We start from the raw sequence: 19,615 nt of genomic DNA on the forward strand, positions 1-19,615 counted from the left end.
TGTGCGCCGGCGGTGGGTGCGGGGTCGGGGGACACGCTGGGGGCGCCGGGCTTGGTCGGGTCCCAGGTGAAGGTGCACGCGGTGGACCAGCTCTTGGAGGCCAGGGTGCCGTCGCTGCTTCTGGCGATGAAGGAGAAGGTGGTGGCCGCGCCGCCGGCCCGGGCCTTGTAGAAGGACTCGGGCACGGTCAGGACGGCCGACTGCCCGGAGCCGCCGGTCCAGGTGTTGGAGGCGATGCCGTTGGCGGGGGTGAGCAGGTTGGTCTTGGTGCTGTCCGAAGTCTTGTAGAGGCTGAAGGTGGTGGTCAGCGAGCTCTTCATGACGGTGGACTGGACGGCGTACAGGGTGACGCTGGTGTCGCCCAGCACCGTGCTGGTGCAGTTGGTGGCCGGTGAGGTCTTCAGCCCGGTGGGGGTGTTGGGGTACTGGTCGTAGGTGACGGTCAGCTGGGCGGTCTTGGGGTCGAACTGCTTGAAGGCGTAGTTGTCGCTGTGGTCGTCCGCCCGCAGGACCAGGGTCTGGGTGGATTTGGGGGTGGTGCCGTTGATGTCGTTGTTGATCTGGGTTTTGACGTTGAAGGGCGGGGTGGAGTTGGCGGGGCAGCTGGAGTTGTAGCCCAGGGCGAAGGAGTGCGAGGCAACGGAGCTGCCGAGGGCGCCGACCCAGGCGTTCCAGGTGGCATTCGAGGAGGTGAGGACCTGGCTGGGGGCGTAGAGGTCGACGGTCTGGTTGTGGCCGGAGGTCGGGCAGGCCCAGGAGTAGTCCTCCTTGATGCCGAACTCCGCGTCAGTGATCTGGGCGCCGCGCAGGGTCGTGAGGTCGATGGGGAAGTCGAAGATGCTCATTGCCTCCCCCTGCACGTCGCCGCTGTTGCCGACTTCGGTGTCGCCGGTGTAGGAGACGCTCTTCTTCCAGTAGCTGTCGCCGGCGACTCCCGCACCGGGGCTGGACCAGCCGGTGTTGCCGTACTCCGGTGACAGGGTGGGGTCCAGGTAGACCGGCCAGGTGGTGTCCGGACCGGTCAGCAGCGCGCTGGGCGCGTCCAGCACGATCGCGCCCGAACCGGTGTGGACCTTCAGCTGTGCGACGTGCGCACTGCGACCGGGGGCGTGGAAGGTGGAGGTGGGGGCCTGTGTGGCGGCGTTGGCGCGGGGGGCTGCGATGATCGGCTGATGAGTCGTCAGGCTGCCGCTGGTGGAGTTGAATTCGGCTGCGGCCGGTGGCGTGCTGGAGTCCCAGGCGCGGGGGGTGGGTGCGGTGTAGAGGGGGTGGCCGGCGGTGTCGGTGACGGCGAGGTTGCCGGTGGTGTCGGAGTGGATTTTGAGTCCGGGGGTGGTGGTGGTGCGGGTGGTGAGGAGGGTGGTGAGTTGGGGGTTGCGGGCGGCTGTGGGGGTGCGGACGGTGAAGACGTCGCTGACGGCGCCGTCGGTCTGGACGGTGACGGTCAGGTCGATGCCGGGCAGGACGTCGGTGTAGAGGGCGCTGGGTCCGGACAGGGTGGGGTGGGGGAGGGTGACGGGCAGGGTCAGGGAGATGCCCTGGCCGCCGATGTAGAGGGAGGCGAGGGGGGTGGTGCCGCCTCCGGACAGGACGACCTGGTTCAGGGAGGCGGCGGGGGACAGGGTGCCGTCGGGGTTGGTCCTGAGGGTGGCGTCCAGGTTCGTCCACTTGCCGTGCTGGCGCACGCGGGTGGGGACGGCCGACTCGGTCAGGGTCAGGGTGCCGTTCGGGTTCGCCTGGGTCAGTGAGGTCTGCGAGGTCAGTGAGGTGACCTCGACCGGCTTGCCGGTGGACTTCGCGCGCGCGGCGGCCTGCTGCGCGGACAGCAGCCCTGCGGGCGCTGCTGCGGGGGCCGTGGCCTTGTCGGCGGCTGCGGCCACAGCTGTGGGCGCGGTGGCGGTGAGCGTAGCCGCGGCGAGAGCGGCGGCGAGCAGCGCCGTCACCCCTCTACCGTGCGCGTGCAAACGTCGTTGTATCGTCATTGCCCTTTTTGTTCCTATCGGCCCGAGCCGGGGCGCAGGTCGCCCTCGTGTTCGCGAGTATCGCCGGGTGTGGACTTTCCGTGCCGCTGTTGAAGAAGTAGCAAAGGCCCAATAGTCGGATTCACGACTTTCGTCGTCGAATCTTGGGTAAATCTTTACCATTGAATGTGATGCAGCTCACGGGAGCTATTTGCCCAATGGATTCAAGTTATGGGCGAATTGCGCATGAATTCCTCCCCGGAGTTTTCGAATCGCTGCTCGGCGCGACTGCTAGCGTCCACGTGATCAACGCTGACCCGGCATCTGTATGCGGCTGTGGCCCCAGCGTTCGCTGATCGGCGACATGGTCATCGGAACGCAGGGGGCAGTGGTGAAGGCCAGGCTTTGGTGGAGTGGGCACCGGTTGGTGTGGGTGCGGGTCGCGTTGCTTGTTGCGGCGGCGTTGATTGCCCAACTCGGGATCTCCTCCACTGCGTTGGCTGCTCCTGCGGTGGCGGTGGCGGGTGTGGCGCCGAAGCCGGCGTTGGGTCATCCGGTTCCGGTGACGGAGGTCAAATCCAAGGCGGCGGTTGCGCCGAAGCGGCCCAAGAATTACACCGCGACCGCGGCTGCGACGCGTTTTCCGGCGTCTTCGGCCGGGACGGTGCCGTTGAAGCAGGCGGCGGTGAAGGGCGGGTCGGCTGGTAGCCCGGTGTGGGGGCAGGCGGTCCCGGACAAGAAGGGCGCCTACAGCGGTCCGTCCTCACTGGGCGTCAAGGTGCTGGCCCATAGCGCGGCGCAGGCTGTGGGTGTCAGCGGGGTGTTGGCGCAGGTGACGCCGTCGGGTGCGGGGCGTGGTGCGGTGCGGGTGGGGGTGGACTACTCCTCCTTCGCCCAGGCCTACGGCGGTGACTACGTCTCGCGTCTGCACCTGGTCAGCCTCCCGGCCTGTTCCCTGACGACTCCTCAGCTGGCGGCGTGCCGGGTGCAGACGCCGCTGGTGACGTCCAACGACGCGTCGGCGAAGTCCCTGTCCGCCACCGTGACCCTCGGAACTGCTGCCGGGACGGTGAAGCCGCTGTCCGCGACGGTGGCCCCCGCTGCGCAGAGTGGTGCGATGGTGATCGCGGCGACGGCGTCGGTGTCCTCGGGTGACGGTGGCGGTGCGGGTGGCCAGTACGGTGCGACGTCGCTCAAGCCGTCCGGTTCGTGGACGTCGGGGGGTTCGTCGGGTTCCTTCGACTACTCGTACCCGATCACGGTCCCGCCGGCGGTCTCGGCCCTGGCTCCCAGCCTGGGGTTGTCGTACGACTCGGGCAGTGTGGACGGGCAGACCGCTTCCACCCAGTCGCAGTCCTCGTGGATCGGGGACGGGTGGTCGATGGGTGACTCCTTCATCGAGCAGTCGTTCGTGACCTGCGGTGACGATCCGGAGGGGGTGACGCTGCCGGCGGCGGACAAGACCGGTGACATGTGCTACGACGGGCCGTTGCTGACGCTGTCGCTGAACGGGTCCAGCACCCAGCTGATCTGGGACGCGACCAAGGGCACCGGGGGTACGTGGAAGCCGGCGAGCGACAACGGCGACGTGGTCAAGCACGTGACCGGCAGCAACAACGGCTCCGGCACGTACAACACGGACTACTGGACCGTGACCGACCGCTCCGGCACCGTCTACTCCTTCGGCCGCAACGAGCTGCCGGGTTGGACGTCGGGCAAGGCGACGACGAAGTCGGTGGACTACGAGCCGGTGTACTCCGCCAACCCGGGTGACCCGTGCTACTCCGCCTCGGGGTTCACCTCCTCGGTGTGCACGATGGCCTACCGGTGGCACCTGGACTACGTCACGGATCTGCGTGGTGGTGCGATGTCGTACTACTACGGGCAGGACACCAACTACTACGCCGAGGACAACGGCGCGCACACCAACGTCCCCTACATCCGGGACTCGCACCTGGACCACATCGACTACGGCTTCACGGCCGGCAGCGCCTACGGGACGGTGCCGGAGAAGGTGGTCCTGACCGCCGGTGAGCGGTGTGTGTCGGGCACCTGCGACCCGTTGAACGCGACCAACGCCCCGAACTGGCCCGATGTGCCGTTCGACCTGGTCTGCGCGCAGGGTGCGACCTGCAGCAGTTACGGGCCTGCGTTCTTCTCGACGTTGCGGTTGACGAAGATCGAGACGGAGCAGTGGAACGGGACGAAGTACAACACGGTCGACTCGTGGGCGCTGGGTCAGTTGATTCCGACGACGGGGACGTTCAACACCTCGACGCTGTGGCTGAACACGATCACCCACACCGGTGACGACACCACCGCGGGCGGCCCGGCCGTCACGCTGCCGCAGGTCTCGTTCACTCCCACCATGCTGGCGAACCGGGTGAACTTCACCACCGGGGTGGGGGCGGGGCTGGGGCCGTTGAACCGGTACCGGATCGGGGCGGTGACCACCGAGACCGGCAGTGTGATCAGCGTCAAGTACGAGCTGAACAACCCCTGCACCGCGGCCGGTGTCGCCTCGCTGGTGCCGTCGACGAATACGCTGTCGTGTTTCCCGGTGGTGTGGGCGACCAATGGGGCGCCGTACACGGACTGGTTCAACAAGTACGTGGTGCAGTCGGTGTCGCAGTCCGATCCTTCGGGCGGGTCGGCGGGGCTGTTCACCGGGTACAAGTACGTCGGTGGGGGTGCGTGGCACTACGACGACAACGAGTTGGTGCAGGCGAAGTACCGTACCTACGGGCAGTGGCGCGGTTTCGGGGATGTGCAGACCCGGACCGGTCAGGGCACGGATCCGCTCACGGAGTCGGAGAGCTGGTACTACCGAGGCATGGACGGGGACTGGCTCTCCTCCACCTCCAACAGGTCGGTCTCCCTGACGGACTCGCAGGGCGGCAAGCACACCGACAGCGACCAACTCGCCGGGAATCCGCTGGAGTCGGCGACCTACACCTACGACGGTGGGCCGGTCGACCATTCGAGTATCAACTCGTACTGGGTCTCTCCGGCGACGTTGAGTCGCACCCGGAGCGGGCTGCCACCCTTGACGGCGAACGCGGTGGGGCAGGTGGAGACCTGGAGCCGGCAGGCGCTGACGGACACCTCGCCGACGACGTGGCGCACCACGGAGTCCGACAGCAGCTTCGACACCGACCCCAACTCGACGACGTTCGGGATGGAGTTGTACTCCTTCTCCCACGGTGACCTGGGCCTGGTCGGTACCGGGTCCTCGCAGGCGACCTGCACTCGGACGGTGTACGCCCCGGCGAACACGGCGTTGAACCTGGTCGGGCTGGTGGCTGAGACGGAGACCGACGACAAGCCCTGCGGCGGCACCTCCCCGGCCGGCGCCAGCGTGCCGACCGCGGCGCAGACCAACGCGCTGACCGCGCCGGCGGGTCTGAACAAGGCCACTGACGTGGTGTCGGACACCCGCACCTTCTACGACAACCCGACCCTGGCGGCCACCTGGCCCCAGCCCGCCTCGTTCACCTGGCCGCAGGCCGCGCCGACCCTCGGTGACGATTCGGTGGAGCAGGACGCGACCGGGTACAGCGGCGGCGCGTTCACCTACAAGACCAAGTCCGCCACCGTCTACGACGCCTACGGGCGCCCTACCGCGGCGTTCGACGCGAACGGGAACGAGACCGACACCGCCTACACCACCACCGCGTGGCTGACCACGGTCGGGATCCAGGCCACCAACGCCCTGCACCAGAGCGCCACTACCGTCCTCGACCCTGAACGCTCCCTGACCCTCTCGTCGACCGACATCAACAACATCACCACCACGGTGCACTCGGACGGCCTCGGCCGCACCCTCGCGGTGTGGAAGAGCTCGCGCGCCACCAGCCTGCCCGCCAACCAGCTCTACAGCTACTCTTACCCGGCCTCCGGGGTGATCGCCCCGGTCGTGGTGACCAGTCAGCAGATGAACGACGAGTCGGGTTACTCGACCTCCACCATCCTGTACGACGCGCTGCTGCGGGTGCGTCAGACTCAGGAGCAGGCGGTCACCGCCAGCGCTACCGGGCGCATCATCAGCGACACCTTCTACGACACCCACGGCTGGACCTATAAGACCAACGACAGCTACTGGGACCCCACCGCGAATCCGGGTTCCAGCCTGGTGACGGTGGCGGACAACAAGGCCGACCAGCAGACCCTGACCTCCTACGACGGCCAGGGCCGGCCCACCGTGGTCACCTCGCTGGACGACTCGCAGGTCAAGGAGCAGGCCTACACCCAGTACTTCGGTGACCGCACCGTCTCCGTGCCCCCGACCGGTGCCCCGGCCGGAGCCACTGTCGTGGACGCCTTGGGCCGCACTACCGAGAAGGACCAGTACGCGACCGCACCCACCGTCAGTACGGCGGTGCTGGGCGGGTTCACCACGGCGAGCATCACCGGTGGCACCACCCAGGCCACCCACTACACCTTCAACGCCCAGGGCCTGGCCTACCAGACCATCGACCCGGCCGGCGACACCTGGAGCACCGGGTACGACTTCCTCGGAAACCCGGTCACAAAGACCGACCCCGACGCAGGCTCCACCCCGGCCAACTCGCCCACGCTCTACGACCCGGTCGGCAACACCCTGCAGTCCACCGACTCGGCCGGACACACCCTGTCGTTCACCTACGACAAACTGAACCGCAAGACCGCCGAGTACGACGCCACCGTCGCGAACCAGTCCAGCAGCAACCAGATCGGCTCCTGGACCTACGACAACAGCAACAACGCCGTGCCCGGGATGACCTACCCGATCGGGCAGATCACAACCCAGACCTCCACCACCCCCGACGGTACGTTCACCACCCAGGCCCTGGGCTTCAACATCTTCGGCGAGTCCACCGGCGAGGCCTACACCGTCCCTGGCAGTACCGCTCTGGCCGGCACGTACACCTATAAGCACTCCTACACCCCGACCACCGGCCTGCCCAAGTCGACCCTGGTCCCGGCCGCAGGCGGCATGGCTCAGGAGATCCTGACCACCGGGTACTCGGCCTACCGCGGCCTGGACGAGCCCTCCGGCCTGGGCGGGGCCAACGGCTACGTCCAGAACATCTCCTACACCGCACTGGGGCAGGTCGCCCAGGAGGTCATCGGATCGGCCACCAACAAGGCCTCCGTCTCCGATACTTACGATCCGCACACCGGGCGGCTGACCGACCAGAACGTGGTCAACACGGCCGTCTCCTCGACCCCGCTGGACGACACCAGCGACACCTACGACCCCTCCGGCAACATCACCTCCCAGACCGACGTCCGCAACGGCACCACCACCGAGACCCAGTGCTACGGCTACGACGGCCTGGACCGCCTCACCTCCGCCTGGACCACCTCCAGCACCGCCACCAGCTGCAGCACCCAGCCCACCAGCGCCAACGTCACCACCACCGTCGGCGACGGGGTCACCGGCAGCGCCTACTGGACCAGCTGGACCTACGACAAGCTGGGCCAGACCAAGACCCAGGTCCAGCACTCGCTGACCGGCGCCACCGACACCACCACCACCGACACCTACGGCGGCAGCGCCACCGGCTGCCCCACCAGCACCGCCCCGCACACCCTGGCCACCTCCACCGTCACCGGCGCCACCAGTGCCAGCAACACCTACTGCTACGACGCACTCGGCAACACCACCTCCCGCACCACCCCCTCCGGCCAGCAGTCACTGACCTGGAACGACGAAGGCGAACTGAGGAGCGCCACCACCGGAACCAACACCACCACCTACGACTACGACGCCACCGGCGCCGTGATCGAGCGCAGTGATCCGGGCAGCACGACCCTGTTCCTTCCCAGCCAGCAGATCACCCTCAACACCACCACGAACATCCTGACCAACCTGCGCGCCTACGCCCTGCCCGGCGGTGGCCAGGCCGTGGCCTCGAACGTCGGCTACGGCTTCACCCTGTCCGACCAGCACGGCACCGCCACGGTCAGCCTCGACAGCACCGCGAAGAACCCGTCCTGGCAGCAGTACACCCCCTACGGCGCACCCCGCGGCCCGACCCCGGGCAGCACCTGGCTCGATCCCAACGGCTTCCTCGACAAACCCCAGGACGCCAGCGACGGGCTGACCACCGTCGGCGCCCGCCAGTACGACCCCACCCTGGGCAGGTTCATCAGCCTGGACCCGGTCTTCGAGGAGGACCCCCAGCAGGCCAACGGCTACACCTACGCCTCCAGCAACCCCGTCACCTTCAGCGACCCCACCGGGCTGGACAACTGGTGGGCCGATCCCACCATGAACAAGCCCGTCGTCAAGGGCGCACCCCCGATCTCGCAGAGCCTGGCCGACGACCAGGGCTTCGGCGCCCTGTGTACTGCCGAGAACTGCAGCCACTACGACCCGCAGAAAGCCGCAGCCGAACGCGCCAAGGCCGCCGCCGCAGCCGCCGCAGCCAGGGCCGAAGCCAAGGCGCGCGCCGCAGCCGAAGCCAAGGAGAAAGCCGCAGCCGCCGCAGCCCACCGGCACTGCTCCTGGTACAACGTCACCTGCCAGGTCGAGGTCCATGCTGCGGCAATCCTTGAAGCGGCACTGATCGTCGCGGCCGTCGCCGCAGTCATCGTGATCTGCGTCGTCGCCCCTGAAGTTGCCATCGCCGCGGCCAGTGCCTTCGGTGAAGCCGCTCTGGGTGGAGCCACGCTGGAAATGGCCGCCGTGGCCGGCGTCGCCGCAGGCGTGAGCACAGCCGCAACCGGCGCCGGCCTGACGACACTTGCCGTGGGAGCAGCAGTCGTCGCCAACCTCGCGGGAGCGGAAAGCTACGCTGTCGGAGAAGAAGGCGGGGTGACGATGGGTAAATCAGCCCACGTCACCAAGGGCAGGTATCCCATCAGGGGTGGCCAGTACAGTCCGTTTGCTAAGATCAAGACCCCAGAAGGCACGTGGGACACCGCTATCCATGGCGACAACGAAAATGGATTCATGAGGGACCCCGATCTCGATTCATCTGCGGTTTCTGTGCCTGATTTGGCCAAAGAGATGAAGGAAGCCGGCTGGAACGGTGAGCCAGTGCGCCTGCTCGCGTGCAGGGCAGCTTGCGGAACTGGCCCGCAGGATCTTGCCAATGAACTCGGTGTCACTGTCACGGCGCCGCGGGAGGACGTCAGGATCACAAACAGCGGCAAGGTGTTGCTCTGGGACGAGAACGGTAAAACCGTGGAAGGAACCTGGGACACATTTGAGCCGCAGAAGTAGGGAGTTGATTTGAACCTCAAGGCGTTGGGGTACTGGAAGTCCGATGAGATGTCGGACTTTCCAGATCCCCTTGAACTGGTCGATTCCACTTGGGATTCAGGTGAACGGGAGATCATTTCCGACTACCTCTGCCAGGGGCAGACTGCGCGTACTTTCATGGGATCTTCTCGCTGTCGGCTATGCGGAAAATCAAATGGGAGCAGTGAGCTGACCGATGGGGAGTACATTTGGCCGAGTGGCCTCGGCCACTATGTGATGGACCACTCGGTGAGACTCCCTGCTGAATTTGTTCAGCACGTCTTCCGGTCGCGTCAGGTGCTCGATGAAGCAGAGGTCGAGCTCACCTGGTGGATGGAGGAGTCTGCACGGTTCCAGGTGCGAATCAAGCATGATGGATAAGTTCATGAGTGCCCGAGGGGTGGTCAGGACGGCGTCTGCAGGGACCAGGTGCCGCCCTGGGGGAATTGCACCAGGATCCAGCCGGCGGCGGGCACCGGGAGCTCCTTGGCGCCGTCGCCGAGGCCGTGGATCCAGTCGGTGCCGCTGTCACGGGTCGGCGAGCGGTAGTCCACCCGCCAGGTGCCGGTGGTCCTTGCCTGGACGGTGACGGTGGTACGACCGCCGCTGTGCGCCAGCACCTCGTGCGGGGCGCTGCCGTGGGCCAGTCCGTCGAGCGGCAGCGCCTCGCTGATCGGCAGGAACCGCACCGACCAGCGGCAGGCGCCCTCGATGCGCTGCAGTTCCACCTTGAGGTGGGTGGTCGAGTCGTCGATCAAGTGCCGCCCGCGGTAGGCCTTCTGGTAGTTCACCAGGGTCTGCCCGGTCTCGAACCGCGCGTCGGTCCTGATCACCGGCCGGACGAAGAAGTTGCCGTTGCCCTTGAAGCTGATCTCCGCGATGGTGGGCCGCCCCGGCTCGGGCCGGTCCACCAGCACCTCGAAGGTGCCGGGGGCGGTGCCCGAGTGCAGGAAGCGGTCGGCGTCGGCCCGTACGGCCGGGGCCGGGTCGAGCGACCCCTCCAGCGCCTCGATCGGGATCGGGCGGTGCTCGACCCGGGCCGAGAGCCGCACCAGCGCGGCCCGGCCCCGGTCCAGAGTGCGGGCGATCCGCGCCTCGTCGCCGACCGGCAGCAGCTTGGCCCGGTCGTAGGCGTCCAGCGCGGCCTGGTAGTCGGCGAGCATGGCCTCGGTGACCGTGGCCGCGGCGGGGTCGAAGTCCAGGTGCTCCAACTGCTCGCCGAAGGCGGTGACGGCCTCGTCCACACGCGTGGTCCGCCGGTCCGCGCCGCGGGGCCGCCCGCCGCCGGGACCCAGCGCGGGGTGCGCGGCTCGCCGGTCCAGCAGCCGGGTCAGGGCGAACGTCACCGCGCAGCCCGCGAGGAACGCCGCCACCAAGCCGATCATGCGAGGCCTCCGAAGCCGTACGGATGTGCGAGAACGCCTGAACGGCCGAACGCTATCGCGTCCCCGGGCCGGCCGTCCCGGGGAACGGTGAGGTCGTGTCAGATGGGGTCTGGCCAGGTCACCAGAAGCGTGGTTGTGCGGGGATGGACTCCAGGTCGGCGAGGACCAGTTCGCGGTCCTCGTCCTCGGCGATGTCCTCGGCCGCGGCCAGGGCCTGCTCGGTCCAGGCGCGGGCCTGCTCCTTGTCACCGGCCACCGCGTGGGCGCGGGCCAGGGACTCGTAGGCGAAGGCCAGGTCCCAGTCGGCGATGTTGTTGGCCTGGCAGATCTCCAGGCCGCGTCGGGCGTGGTGCAGGGCGGGTTCGGCCCGTCCCAGCACGGCGTAGACCCGGGAGCACTGCCACTCGCCGCGGCTCAGGTTCACCGCGGTGCCGACCTGGCCCCAGTGGTGGCGCGAGGCGTGCGCCATGTGCAGCATCCGGTCCTCCTCCTCGACGCTGCGGGACTCCTTCTCCATCAGCCGCCACACCCCGTTGAACAGGTCCGCGGCCATCCGCCGTTCGTCGCCCGCCGCGGTGGCGGGCGTGTGCTGTGTGTCCTGGTCGGTCATCTGTGCTGTGACTCCGTCCTCGATGAGATGGTCGGTCCGGTGGAGCTCGCCCCGGACCCGGTCCAGCCGGGCCTGGAGCCGACGCCGGTGCGCCGTGAGCAGTTGTTGGACCCCGGCCCGGTCGTCCGGCATCGCCAGACAGGCGCGGACCTGCTCCAACGGCAGGTCGACCGAGCGGAGGGCCTGCACCAGCCGCGCGTGGGCGACCTGCTCGGGCCCGTAGAAGCGGTAGCCCGTATCGGGGTCGACCAGCGTCGGCACCAGCAGCCCGACCCGGTCGTAGTGCCGCAGCGCCTTCGCGGTCAGGCCGACACGGCGTGCCAGCTGACCGACCGTGAGCAGTTCGGGTCCGTCCGCCATGTCCCCAACCTAGGACCTTGCCCCGGGGCAACCTCAAACGCAGCACCAGCGGCAACGCCGAATCACCCGCCCACCGGCCCGGATCCTCCTCCGGGATGACATCCGGGCCCATTTTTGTGGGTGCCCGGGTTCCCCCTCGGGCCGGATGTCCGGGCCCGAATTGCTTGCGATCGTTGCCGGTATGAAGCCCTTACCGGAGGCGAAGCGGGCGAACCGTGCGAAGCGGGCGAACCGTGCGAGCCTGACGACCGCGCGGGCCGCGCTGGGCTGGGTCGTGGTCTTCCTCGCCTGGCATGTCGTCTGGTACGCCACCGGTCTGAGCGCTCCCACGGCCGCGGTGCACCACGGGGCGGCCCGGGTGCTCTTCTATGCGTTCTCGGTGCTGGTCTACCTGATGGTCGCGATCGGGATCGCCGTGCCGCTGGCGTTGGCGGGCCCGGCCTGGGGACGTCGGATTCCGCGCCGGCTGCTGCTGTTCCTGGCCTGGGCGGGGAGTGCGCTGCTGCTCGTGCGCGGCCTTTCGGGCGTCGCCGACGACCTGCTGCGGGCGACCGGGGTGCTCAGGGACGGGCTCACCGGGCTCACCGAGGCCCAGAGCATGGGCACCGACCACCCGTCCTGGTGGGCGGTGTTCGCCGGTGATGCCACCGACGCGCTCTTCCTGGCGGGCGGCCTGGTGTTCGGACTGGCCGCGCTCAGTTTTCAGCGTCTGCGGTCCACCGGGTGAGGTCCACCGACGTCACAGCCACGTCGTCGACAGCCAGACGGTGACGGCGGCGGTGAGCAGCAGCGTCAGGTTGAGCGCCACCTGCCGGTCTCCCCGGCGCAGGTGAACCCGGGTGGCGGCGAGCTGCAGGACCACAAACCCGATCGCGGCGGCCAGGGCCAGCCAGGGCGCGATGCCGGTCCACGGCGGCAGCACCAGCCCGATCGCGCCGAGCACCTCGACCACCCCGATGGCCCGCACGGCGGGCATCGGCGTGGTGTCCACCCAGGCCATCATCGGCAGCAGCTGCTCCTGGCTCCGGACCAGCTTCACCCCGCCGCCGTAGAGGTAGAAGAGGGCGAGCAGGCCGGCGACGATCCAGTAGGCGATGTCCATGGGTCGATTCCACCGCCGGGGCGCGCCGCCTGTCCAAGACCCGTTCGGCGATGTCGATACCCTGCGGGTATCGTGTCGCCATGGAGCTACGCACGCTGCGCTACTTCGTGGCGGTGGCCGAGGAACTCCACTTCGGCCGGGCCGCGTCCCGGCTGCACATGAGCCAGCCGCCGCTGAGCCGGGCCATCAAGCAGTTGGAGGCCGAGGTCGGCGCCGCGCTGTTCGACCGGTCTTCCGCCGGGGTCGCGCTCACGTCGGTGGGGGCGGTGCTGCTGGACGAGGCGCGGGCGCTGCTGGACCGGGCCGACCGGCTCCGGGCCCGGGTGGCCGCGGCGGCCGGCACCGCGACCCTTACCGTCGGCCTGCTGGGCGACAGCAGCGACCCGGGGGCGATCCGGCTGGCCGCCGCCTACCGCCGGCGGTACCCCGGCGTCGAGGTCCGGATCCGCGAGACCGACCTCACCGACCCCACCTGCGGGCTGCACGCGGGACTGGTCGACATCGCCCTGACCCGCGGGCCGTTCGACGAGACCGGACTGACCGTGCGGCAGCTGCGGGCCGACCCGGTGGGGGCGCTGCTGCGCGCCGACGACCCGCTGGCCGGACGCGACCGGCTGAAGCTGGCGGACCTGGCCGACCGGCACTGGTTCCAGTTCCCCGAGGGCACCGACCGGGCCTGGCAGTCGTACTGGAACGGCGGTGAGCGCCGGGAGGGCCCGGTGGTGCGCGCCGTCCAGGAATGTGTGCAGGCTGTGCTCTGGAACGGGACGGTCGGGATGACCCTGCTCGGGCACCGGCCGCCCGAGGGGCTGGTGGTGGTCCCGCTGGTCGACATGGCCCCGAGCCGGGTGGTGGCCGCCTGGAACCGGGGCGACGCCAACCCGCTGATCCACTCCTTCGTCCGTATCGCCGGCACCGCCTACCGCGACTGAGCAGGCTGGATTCGTTCGGTGTTGGTGCCGAAGGGCAGGAAGACGGTGCGGGTGGCGAGCAGCCAGCGGCCGTCGACGGCGCGGAAGGTGTCCTCGTAGTGGCCCACGTTGACCGGGAGTCGGGGCTCGATCATGCCGCCGGTGTAGCCGTCGACCCGATACGTCGTCAGATACGAGACGGCGCGTGCCTCCGTTGCGGACTCGACGGTGACCAGGAGGTTGGTCATCAGCCGACGTGAGAGCCGGTCCGACGGTCGCGAGGCGAAGTAGGTCCGCAGCGCCATACGGCCCTCGATGCGGCGGTCGCCGCCGGGCCAGTGCCAGACGCCGTCGGGTGTGAACAGGTCCGCCACCGAGCCCGGCTCGCCGAGGTCCAGGCGGTGGATGAAGTCCACAATGATGCGCTCGCAGGCGCGTTCTGCGAGCATGCGCTCGATCGGGTCGGTGATCTTGGCTTCCATGCTCCTTCCTACCAGCTCGATCGTGGTGCCGAGCAAGCGGTTTTCCGAGCGACGAGGATGAGCGAATGCCTGCGACAGGACTGATCGGGCTGGGGCGGATGGGCACCCCCATCTGTGCGAACCTCGTCGCCGCGGGCTTTTCGGTGGCGGTGTTCGACGCCGACCCCGGCCGCGAACGGGCCGCGTCGGCCTGCGGCGCGTCCTGGCGGGCCAGCGCCCGCGAGGTCGCCGCGGACGCGGAGGTGCTGCTCACGGTGCTGCCGGGCCCGGCCGAGGTGCAGCAGGTGATGGACGCCGCCGTGCTGGAGGCGCTCGCCCCGGGGTCGACCTGGATCGACATGTCCAGCAACTCGTCCGCCGCCGCGGCCCCGATCCGCGAGCGGGCCCGGGCGCGCGGCATCGGCGTCCTCGAAGCCCCGATCGGCGGGGGCCCGGCCGACGCGGCGGCGGGACGCCTGCGGCTGTTCGTCGGCGGGGACCACGACCTGCTGGACCGTCACCGGGCCCTGCTCACCGCCGTCGCCGACCCGGAGCTGATCACCCACACCGGCGGCCACGGCACGGGCTACACCCTCAAGCTGCTGGTCAACCTGCTCTGGTTCGGCCAGGCCGTGGCCACCGCCGAGGCGCTGCTGCTGGGGAGCCGGGCCGGCATCGACCTGACCGTGCTGCGGGACACCCTCGCGGGCAGCGCCGCGGGCAGCGAGTTCATCCGCCGCGACCTGCCCGCGCTGTTCGCCGGGGACTACCTGGCCTCGTTCGGCCTTGACCACATCCACGACCAGCTCGCCATGGTCACCGCGCTGGCCCGCGACCTGGGCACACCCCACGACCTCAGCGAGACCGTCCGCCTGCTGCACCAGCAGGCCCTGGAGCGCTACGGACCCGTCGACGGCGAACTGCTCGCCGTCGCCCTGCTGGAGGAACGCGCCGGAGTCCAGCTGCGCCCCTGAGTCCCTCCGGACGGGCTTCCTTTAGGATCTTGGGATGCTTCTCTGGATCAACGGACCGTTCGGTGGGGGAAAGACGCAGAGCGCGTACGAGTTGCAGCGGCGGCTTCCGGGGAGTGTGGTCTGCGACCCCGAGCACGTCGGCTTCGGCCTGCACCGGATGATGCCGCCGGGTCTCCGCGGTGACTTCCAGGATCTGCGGTCCTGGCGGCAGGGCGTCTCCGAGGTACTGGACCTGGTGCTCGGCGCGCACGACGGCGTGGTGATCGTGCCGATGACGGTGGTGGAGCCGCGGTACTTCGAGGAGATCATCGGGGGCCTGCGCGCACACGGCCACGACGTGCGGCACTTCGCCCTGCTGGCCGAGCGCGAGACCGTGCTCCGGCGCTTGCGCGAGCGCGGCTTCGGGCATGCGCTGCAGCTCGTCGCGGGGAAGGACGCGCCGCTGCGGCGGGAGTCCTTCGCGGTGTCCAGGCTCGATCTGTGCCTGACCCGCCTCAGCGGCGGCGGGTTCGCCGAGCACATCTGGACCGACCGGCTGACGATCCCGCAGGTCGCCGACCGGATAGCGGCCTCGGCCGGGCTGAGCCTGGCCGCCAACACCGACAGCGCGCTCCGCGGGCGGGCGCGTCGCCTGCTGACCGGCGTCAAGCACATCCGGTTCGACTGAGGCACGCCGGGTGACCGGAACCGGGTGGGTATCTTCGCGTGGCGACCGCCGTCCCGCTGTGCTGCGTTCATCCGCAGGCCATCCTCCTCCGACTAACTGAGCCCCGACTTGTTCAGACAAGTTCATTGGACTTGCGCTGAACTACCCACGAAGGGAACGGGCTCGAATGAGACGAATCACCGCCGTGCTGCTCGCGCTCCTGGCCGCGGTACTGGTCGGGGGCGCCGTGTCCGCCGGCGCCAGCGCGGATGTGAACGGCAGCACCATCACCCTGACCTCGACCGCTCATCCGCTGGAGGGCGACCAGCTCACCTTCCACTTCGTCACCGCCGCGCCCGGTGCGAAGAACTGGGTCGGGATCTACGACGGCTCGCGCCAGCCGGGCAACGGCGCCTCGCTGGTGTGGAAGTACACACCGGGCAGCTCCGGCGACGTCACCCTGGACACCAGCGGGCTGACCGGCGGCCCGTACTCGGCGTACCTGCTCGCCAACGACGGGTACAGCATTCTGGCCACCAGCGCGCCGTTCAGCTTCGCGCCCCGGCCCGCGCCGGTCCTGCCGCACTTCGCCGTCGCCGACTTCAGCGCGCGTGCCCTGACGCCCGGCGCGCCCGCGCGGATCGCGCTCGGCGGGCTGTGGATCCGCCCGTCCGGGAGCACCGGCGGTGCTCCCTCCTTCAGCAGGGTCTCCGGCGACAGTTGGCTGGACGTGGCCGCCGACGGAACCGTGACCGGCACCGCCCCCGCCGACGTCCCGGCGCACCCCGCGCTGCTCACCGTCCAGGCGACCGACAGCGCCGGCCACAGCGCACAGCTCACCGTCGAGGTCCCGGTCCTCGCGGCCACCGAGCACCCGACGCTGAAGACCGCGAGCCTCAACCTCTGGGACGCCGGCACCCATGTCGACGACCCGTTGGAGAAGCAGATCGCGGTCGTCCTCGGCGACGACCTCGACGTGGTGGCGCTCCAGGAGACCGGCGGCAGCGCCGCCCAGAAGCTGGCCGACGCGCTCGGCTGGTACGCCTACCAGAGCCCCGGCGACCTCGGGGTGGTCAGCCGGCTCCCGCTGACGGACGCTCAGCCGCCCACCGCCGCGCTGCCCGCCGCGGCCGTCACCGTCCACCTGGACGCCACCCGCACCGTGCGGGTCTGGACGGCGCACCTGGACGAGGCGGGCTACCCGCCCTACGCGGTCTGCGTCGACGGCGCGTCCGGCGCGCAGGCGCTGGCCGCCGAGCAGAGCAGCACCCGCGCCGCCCAGGCCACGGCGCTTGCCGCCGCGATGCGGGCCGATCTGGCGCGGGCCGGGCAGGTGCCGGTGGTCCTCGCCGCCGACCTGGCCTCCCCGTCGGACCTGGACTGGACCGCGAAGACCAGCGCGGCCCACTGCGGCGCCGGTGCGGTGAAGTGGCCGGTGACCTCGACCCTCGCCAAGGCCGGGCTGCAGGACGCCTACCGGGTGGTCGACCACGACCCGGCGAAGTCCCCGGGCGCCACCTGGTCCCCGGTGCTGACGCTGCACCCGGGCAGCACCACCACCGCCGAGCCGCAGGACCGGATCGACTATGTGGACTTCGCCGGCGGGCTCACCCCGGTGCAGGTGCAGTCGCTGGTCACCGGCTGGCCCAAGACCGAGCCGGACACCGCCGGCAACGGCTGGCCCTCCGACCACGCCGCCGCCGTGGCCCTCTTCTCCGTCAACTAGGATCCGTCGACTAGGAGCCGTACCGTCATGACCCCTGTCTCCCGCCGTGCCTTCGTCGGCACCGCAGCCGGTGCCGCCGCCGCCCTCGGCACCGGCCTCCCGGGCGCAGCCGCCGCCGCGCCCCGCAGCGCCCCGGCCTCCGACGCCGCTTCCGTCCAGGCCGCTTCCGCGAAGGGCCCGGCCGACACCAAGACCGTCAAGGACGTCAAGCACGTAGTCGTGCTGATGCAGGAGAACCGCAGCTTCGACCACTACCTCGGCACCCTCTCCGGGGTGCGCGGTTTCGACGACAAGCGGGTGCTGATGCTGCCCGGCGAGCAGAGCGTGCTGCGCCAGCCCGCCGCGTCCCGCAGCGACGGCGGCTACCTGCTGCCGTACCGGATGGACACCACCAAGTACAACGCCCAGAACGCCGGCGACCTGCCGCACGACTGGGCCAGCACGCACCAGGCCTGGAACGGCGGCGCCTGGAACAAGTGGACCGCCGCCAAGGGCGGGGCCTCGATGGGCTACTTCACCCGCCAGGACATCAGCTACCAGTACGCCCTCTCCGACGCCTTCACCGTCGCCGACCACTACTTCTGCTCGATGTCAGGACCCACCGACCCCAACCGGCTGTACCTCTGGACCGGTACGGCGGGCCCCGGCACGGACGGCACCACCGGCCCGTTCACCGACAACTCGATCGTCACCGAGAACCCGATCGCCGACTGGACCACCTACGCCGAGCGGTTGGAGCAGGCGGGCGTCAGCTGGCGGGTCTACCACAACCCCAGCCTGGACGACCGCTACGGCGACTACGACGACAACGCCTTGTCCTACTTCAAGCAGTTCCACGCCTTCCCGGCGGACGACCCGCGCTACATCAACGCGATGACCAAGTTCGACCTCACCGCGTTCGACGCCGACTGCAGGGCGGGCACCCTGCCGACCGTCTCCTGGCTGGTCGCGCCGTACCTCTTCTGCGAGCACCCCAGCGCCAGCCCCGACTACGGCGCGGACTACGTCAACACCGCGCTGCAGTCGCTGATGTCCAACCCGGACGTCTGGCGCGACACCGTCTTCCTGGTGATGTACGACGAGAACGACGGCTACTTCGACCACGTGGTGCCGCCGTTCCCCCCGGCCGGGACCGAGGACGAGTTCGTCGACGGGCAGCCGATCGGCCTCGGCCCCCGGGTCCCGCTCTGGGCGGTCTCGCCCTGGTCGCGCGGTGGCTACGTGAACTCGCAGGTGTTCGACCACACCTCGGTGCTGCGCTTCCTGGAGCAGGTCACCGGGGTCGAGGAGCCCAATATCTCGGCCTGGCGGCGCGCCGTCTGCGGTGACCTCACCAGCTGCTTCGACTTCACCGAGCGGGACATGACGATCCCTCGACTGCCGGACACCAAGGCGCTGGTGCTGGCCGCCGACGCCGGGGCCAAGCTGCCGCCGGTGCCGCAGCCGGCGCTCGGCGCCCAGGCCACCCCGTCCCAGGAGCCGGGCACCCGGCCGCGCCGGCCGCTGCCGTACCAGCCGGGCGCGGACGTGGTGGTGGACCGGGGGACCGGTCGGGTCACCTGCACCATGACCAGCACCGGGCAGGAGGCCTTCCACTACAACGTCTACCCGCACCTGGCGCTGCCCTTCGCCGCCACCCCGTTCACGGTGCTGCCGCAGACCAGCCAGGACTACCTCTGGGAGGCCGCGCAGACCGACGGCGGCTACGACTTCTCGGTCCACGGGGCGGACGGTTTCCTGCGCCGGTTCCAGGGCACGGTGGTCCGGGACGGGCAGGACGACCAGGGCGTCCCGTCCGTGCGGCTGCGGATCCAGGAGGGCGGCAAGTCCAAGCTGCGGCTGACCCTCGGCAACGACGGCGGCACCGAGGTCCGCTTCACGGTCACCCCGAACGACTTCGGCGGCACGCCCGTGACCAGCTATGTCGCCGCCGGCGACAAGGCCGACGTGGTCTGGCCGACCAACGACGGCCGCTACGACATCACCGTCTCGGCCAATACCTCGGCCCGCTTCGCCTACCGCTACGCGGGCACGGTGCAGTAGCCACCACCCGGTGCCCGCAGTCCTGTTCAGGGCTGCGGGCACCGTCATTGGTCCAGACCTCATTGGTCCAGACCTATTGACGCGCCCGGTCGGCGCTTCTACGATCCGGTCCGGCACAGCCCCCACATGTCCCCACCTCACCCAGGCCCGGGCGCCGCACCCCCACGTACCAGTCATGTCCATGGCGCTCGGCGGGAAGGGAGCA

The 19,615-nt window shown here is 69.6% G+C and carries 13 protein-coding genes; 8 read left to right on the forward strand and 5 right to left on the reverse strand.

The features are described from left to right. On the reverse strand, nt 1-1,943 hold a 1,943-nt coding region (locus ACEZDG_RS21070), incomplete at its 3' end, for a DNRLRE domain-containing protein (RefSeq protein WP_380511894.1). A 682-nt stretch (nt 1,944-2,625) separates the two neighbouring features. On the opposite strand from ACEZDG_RS21070, the gene ACEZDG_RS21075 reads away from it, so the two are divergent. Then, nucleotides 2,626-9,174, forward strand: a complete 6,549-nt coding sequence (locus ACEZDG_RS21075) for an RHS repeat domain-containing protein (protein WP_380511896.1) — start codon at nt 2,626-2,628, stop codon at nt 9,172-9,174. Between the two features lie 9 nt (nt 9,175-9,183). Next, a complete protein-coding gene (locus ACEZDG_RS21080; protein WP_380511898.1) occupies nt 9,184-9,573 on the forward strand; it encodes a hypothetical protein in 390 nt (129 codons plus the stop codon). Between the two features lie 23 nt (nt 9,574-9,596). Here ACEZDG_RS21080 and ACEZDG_RS21085 read toward each other — a convergent pair whose 3' ends face one another. Further along, on the reverse strand, nt 9,597-10,577 hold the full coding sequence (locus ACEZDG_RS21085; protein WP_380511900.1) for a hypothetical protein: 981 nt from the start codon (nt 10,575-10,577) through the stop codon (nt 9,597-9,599). Nucleotides 10,578-10,695: 118 nt separating this feature from the next. After that, nucleotides 10,696-11,547: a MerR family transcriptional regulator gene (locus ACEZDG_RS21090; protein ID WP_380511902.1), complete on the reverse strand. Its 852-nt coding sequence runs from the start codon at nt 11,545-11,547 to the stop codon at nt 10,696-10,698. Nucleotides 11,548-11,728: 181 nt separating this feature from the next. Between ACEZDG_RS21090 and ACEZDG_RS21095 the strand changes: the two genes are divergently transcribed. After that, nucleotides 11,729-12,274 (forward strand): hypothetical protein, encoded by a 546-nt coding sequence (locus ACEZDG_RS21095; RefSeq protein ID WP_380511904.1) that lies wholly within the window; start codon nt 11,729-11,731, stop codon nt 12,272-12,274. A 12-nt stretch (nt 12,275-12,286) separates the two neighbouring features. Here ACEZDG_RS21095 and ACEZDG_RS21100 read toward each other — a convergent pair whose 3' ends face one another. Next, nucleotides 12,287-12,649, reverse strand: a complete 363-nt coding sequence (locus tag ACEZDG_RS21100) for a DoxX family protein (RefSeq protein ID WP_380511906.1) — start codon at nt 12,647-12,649, stop codon at nt 12,287-12,289. 80 nt (nt 12,650-12,729) lie between these two features. Here ACEZDG_RS21100 and ACEZDG_RS21105 point away from each other — a divergent pair, with 80 nt between their 5' ends. Then, a complete protein-coding gene (locus tag ACEZDG_RS21105) occupies nt 12,730-13,581 on the forward strand; it encodes a LysR family transcriptional regulator (RefSeq protein WP_380511908.1) in 852 nt (283 codons plus the stop codon). Here ACEZDG_RS21105 and ACEZDG_RS21110 read toward each other — a convergent pair. Then, nucleotides 13,569-14,042 (reverse strand): nuclear transport factor 2 family protein, encoded by a 474-nt coding sequence (locus ACEZDG_RS21110; protein WP_380511910.1) that lies wholly within the window; start codon nt 14,040-14,042, stop codon nt 13,569-13,571. The two genes, ACEZDG_RS21105 and ACEZDG_RS21110, sit on opposite strands and share 13 nt — an antisense overlap. 65 nt (nt 14,043-14,107) lie before the next feature. On the opposite strand from ACEZDG_RS21110, the gene ACEZDG_RS21115 reads away from it, so the two are divergent. The 4 genes from ACEZDG_RS21115 to ACEZDG_RS21130 all read left to right on the forward strand — a co-directional run bounded on the left by ACEZDG_RS21115 (nt 14,108) and on the right by ACEZDG_RS21130 (nt 19,410). Continuing rightward, entirely contained in the window at nt 14,108-14,995 is an 888-nt protein-coding gene (locus tag ACEZDG_RS21115) for an NAD(P)-dependent oxidoreductase (RefSeq protein ID WP_380511912.1), read from the forward strand. 34 nt (nt 14,996-15,029) lie between these two features. Then, nucleotides 15,030-15,662 (forward strand): AAA family ATPase, encoded by a 633-nt coding sequence (locus ACEZDG_RS21120; RefSeq protein WP_380511914.1) that lies wholly within the window; start codon nt 15,030-15,032, stop codon nt 15,660-15,662. Between the two features lie 166 nt (nt 15,663-15,828). Continuing rightward, nucleotides 15,829-17,367 (forward strand): hypothetical protein, encoded by a 1,539-nt coding sequence (locus ACEZDG_RS21125; protein WP_380511915.1) that lies wholly within the window; start codon nt 15,829-15,831, stop codon nt 17,365-17,367. A 27-nt stretch (nt 17,368-17,394) separates the two neighbouring features. Beyond that, nucleotides 17,395-19,410, forward strand: a complete 2,016-nt coding sequence (locus ACEZDG_RS21130) for a phosphocholine-specific phospholipase C (protein ID WP_380511917.1) — start codon at nt 17,395-17,397, stop codon at nt 19,408-19,410. Nucleotides 19,411-19,615: the final 205 nt, after the last annotated feature.

It is taken from the genome of Streptacidiphilus alkalitolerans (assembly GCF_042511045.1).
In the GTDB taxonomy this organism is placed as follows: Bacteria; Actinomycetota; Actinomycetes; order Streptomycetales; family Streptomycetaceae; genus Streptacidiphilus; species Streptacidiphilus alkalitolerans.

Coding starts and splice junctions, on each gene's coding strand:
- ACEZDG_RS21085 (WP_380511900.1), bottom strand. CDS start 10,577: ATGATCGGCTTGGTGGCGGCGTTCCTCGCGGGCTGCGCGGTGACGTTC.
- ACEZDG_RS21090 (WP_380511902.1), bottom strand. CDS start 11,547: ATGGCGGACGGACCCGAACTGCTCACGGTCGGTCAGCTGGCACGCCGT.
- ACEZDG_RS21095 (WP_380511904.1), top strand. CDS start 11,729: ATGAAGCCCTTACCGGAGGCGAAGCGGGCGAACCGTGCGAAGCGGGCG.
- ACEZDG_RS21100 (WP_380511906.1), bottom strand. CDS start 12,649: ATGGACATCGCCTACTGGATCGTCGCCGGCCTGCTCGCCCTCTTCTAC.
- ACEZDG_RS21105 (WP_380511908.1), top strand. CDS start 12,730: ATGGAGCTACGCACGCTGCGCTACTTCGTGGCGGTGGCCGAGGAACTC.
- ACEZDG_RS21110 (WP_380511910.1), bottom strand. CDS start 14,042: ATGGAAGCCAAGATCACCGACCCGATCGAGCGCATGCTCGCAGAACGC.
- ACEZDG_RS21115 (WP_380511912.1), top strand. CDS start 14,108: ATGCCTGCGACAGGACTGATCGGGCTGGGGCGGATGGGCACCCCCATC.
- ACEZDG_RS21120 (WP_380511914.1), top strand. CDS start 15,030: ATGCTTCTCTGGATCAACGGACCGTTCGGTGGGGGAAAGACGCAGAGC.
- ACEZDG_RS21125 (WP_380511915.1), top strand. CDS start 15,829: ATGAGACGAATCACCGCCGTGCTGCTCGCGCTCCTGGCCGCGGTACTG.
- ACEZDG_RS21130 (WP_380511917.1), top strand. CDS start 17,395: ATGACCCCTGTCTCCCGCCGTGCCTTCGTCGGCACCGCAGCCGGTGCC.